The following is a 2,682-nucleotide window of genomic DNA, read 5'->3' as shown; positions in this document are numbered from 1 at the left end:
GTCAGCGCGGCGGAGAGCAGCGCCGCATCCGGCTCGTGCTTCGCGTACGCCTCCGGGAAGGCGCTCTTCTGCACCCGCTGCGCGGCCTCGGTCAGCGGCAGCCCCGCATAGCCCGGGACCTTCGCCAGATGGGTGTAGAACGCCCCGGCCGCGTACACCGGGTCCATGATCTGCGCCGGTGTCCCCCAGCCCTGTGAGGGCCGTTGCTGGAAGAGCCCGAGCGAGTCCCGGTCGCCGTGGTCGAGGTTGCGGAGCGAGGACTCCTGCAATGCGGTCGCCAGGGCGATGGTCACCGCGCGCTCCGGCATCCCCTGGGTGGTCCCCACGGCGGAGATCGTCGCGGCGTTGGCGGCCATCTCGGGGCTCAGCTCGTAGCTGCTCCCGTCGCCCGCGCCGGCCGCGCGCACGACGCACCGGGGGGACCCCTGGTGTCCGGTGACGTACTGCAGGGCCACGTATCCGGCCAGGGCCGAGAGCACGGCGAAGGCGGCCACGACACGCAGGAGGCGGCGGGGGCGGGCGGGGGCTGTGGTCTGCACGGGGCCACCGTACTGGAGGGTAGGGCCGGGGCCGGGAGCGCTGTCACCTAGAGTCGTGGCCATGGACGGACACACCCTTGACCTCGCCCTCGACGGTCCGACGCTCACCGCCCGGCTCGTCGACATCCCGTCGGTCAGCGGGCAGGAGAAGGACCTGGCCGACGCGATCGAGGGGGCCCTGCGCCCGCTGGCGCACCTGGAGGTCGACCGGTACGGGAACAACGTCGTCGCCAGGACGCGGCTGGGCCGAGCCGAGCGTGTCGTGCTGGCCGGGCACATCGACACCGTGCCGATCGCGGAGAACGTGCCCTCGCGGCTGGACGCCGACGGCGTGCTGTGGGGCTGCGGCACCACCGACATGAAGGCGGGCGTCGCCGTGCAGCTGCGGATCGCGGCGACGGTGCCGGAGCCCAACCGGGACCTGACGTTCGTCTTCTACGACAACGAGGAGGTCGCCGCCCACCTCAACGGCCTGGGAAAGGTGGCCGAGGCCCACCCCGAGTGGCTGGAGGGGGACTTCGCGGTGCTCCTGGAGCCCTCCGACGGCGAGGTCGAGGGCGGCTGCCAGGGCACGCTCCGGATGCACCTGCGGCTGGACGGCGAGCGGGCCCACTCGGCCCGCAGCTGGATGGGGTCCAACGCGGTCCACGCGGCGGCACCAGTGCTGGCGAGGCTGGCGGCGTACGAGCCGCGCCGGCCGGTCATCGACGGCCTGGAGTACCGCGAGGGCCTCAACGCGGTGGGGATCGAGGGCGGTGTCGCGACGAACGTGATCCCCGACGCCTGCACCGTGGTGGTCAACTACCGCTACGCCCCCGACCTCACGCCCGAGCAGGCCGATGCGCACGTGCGCGAGGTGTTCGCCGGCTGCGGCGTCGCCGCGTTCACGGTGGACGACCACTCCGGCGCGGCGATGCCGGGTCTCTCGCACCCCGCGGCCAAGGCCTTCATGGCGGCGGTCGGCGGCACGGCCAGGCCCAAGTTCGGCTGGACGGACGTGTCGCGGTTCGGTTCCCTCGGCGTCCCCGCGGTGAACTACGGGCCCGGCGACCCGTTCTACGCGCACAAGCGCGACGAGCACGTCCGGACCGAGCGGATCACCCACTGCGAGGAGCGGCTGCGCTCCTGGCTCACCGGCTGACCGACGGCGTTCCCCTGCGCGTAACCTCCGCCGATCTACGCTGAAGTGACGTACGTACATCGCAGGTCGGCGGAGGGAGCAGGTCATGGGCAACCCGGAGGACGCACGGATCCCCGAGGGCGCGGAGGTTCCCGAGGGCGCGGTGAAGCCCGAGGAACAGCGGCTGGGCGCGGTGCTGCGCCGCAGGGACCAGGTACAGCCGGGCACGACCGATCAGCGGCTGCTCGACTCCGAGGGCGACTCCGAGTGGGTGCACACCGACCCCTGGCGGGTCATGCGCATCCAGTCCGAGTTCGTGGAGGGGTTCGGCGCGCTCGCCGAACTGCCGAGCGCCATCAGCGTCTTCGGCTCGGCCCGCACCCCGGCCGGCTCGGCGGAGTACGAGGCCGGTGTCCGGATCGGCAAGGCACTGGTCGAGGCGGGCTTCGCGGTGATCACGGGCGGCGGGCCCGGGGCGATGGAGGCGGCGAACAAGGGCGCCCGGGAGGCCAAGGGCGTCTCCGTCGGGCTGGGCATCGAGCTGCCCTTCGAGTCGGGACTGAACCCGCACGTCGACATCGGCGTCAACTTCCGCTACTTCTTCGTCCGCAAGACGATGTTCGTGAAGTACGCCCAGGGCTTCGTCGTCCTCCCGGGCGGCCTGGGCACGCTGGACGAGCTGTTCGAGGCGCTCACCCTGGTCCAGACGGGCAAGGTGACGCGCTTCCCGATCGTGCTGTTCGGTTCGGCGTACTGGGGCGGCCTCGTGGACTGGCTGCGGGACACGGTGGTGGCCCAGGGCAAGGCGTCCGAACGCGACCTGCTGCTGTTCCACGTCACGGACGACGTGGACGAGGCGGTGCGGCTGGTGACGAAGGAGGTCGGGCGGTAGGCCCGCCCGGGGAGGCGGCGGGGCGGCGGCCGTCCGGGGCCGGGCCGGGTGCTCCCCGGTGGCCGCCCGGGGCCGTGCCGGGCCGGGCTCCGCGGAGGTTCCGGCCCGGGCGGTGCTACGCCAGCCCGCGG

2 protein-coding genes and 1 pseudogene are annotated in these 2,682 nt (G+C 73.1%); 2 read left to right on the top strand and 1 reads right to left on the bottom strand.

What is annotated here, in order from left to right; genetic code table 11:
• Positions 1-602: pseudogene (locus IH13_RS0110765) on the bottom strand (hypothetical protein); the annotation flags it as partial.
• On the opposite strand from IH13_RS0110765, the gene dapE reads away from it, so the two are divergent.
• Positions 601-1,680: a succinyl-diaminopimelate desuccinylase gene (gene dapE / locus IH13_RS0110760; protein WP_031083256.1), complete on the top strand. Its 1,080-nt coding sequence runs from the start codon at positions 601-603 to the stop codon at positions 1,678-1,680. The pseudogene IH13_RS0110765 and the gene dapE sit on opposite strands and share 2 nt — an antisense overlap.
• 85 nt (positions 1,681-1,765) lie before the next feature.
• Entirely contained in the window at positions 1,766-2,551 is a 786-nt protein-coding gene (locus IH13_RS0110755; RefSeq protein ID WP_031083254.1) for an LOG family protein, read from the top strand.
• The last annotated feature ends 131 nt before the right edge of the window (positions 2,552-2,682 follow it).

It is taken from the genome of Streptomyces sp. NRRL WC-3549 (assembly GCF_000721935.1).
Classification (GTDB): Bacteria; Actinomycetota; Actinomycetes; order Streptomycetales; family Streptomycetaceae; genus Streptomyces.
Note: the sequence above shows the minus strand (reverse complement) of the source record. Positions and strands in the feature narration are given on the sequence as shown.

Excerpts from the sequence above, each read along its gene's own strand:
- dapE (WP_031083256.1), top strand. The coding sequence starts at position 601 with ATGGACGGACACACCCTTGACCTCGCCCTCGACGGTCCGACGCTCACC.
- IH13_RS0110755 (WP_031083254.1), top strand. The coding sequence starts at position 1,766 with ATGGGCAACCCGGAGGACGCACGGATCCCCGAGGGCGCGGAGGTTCCC.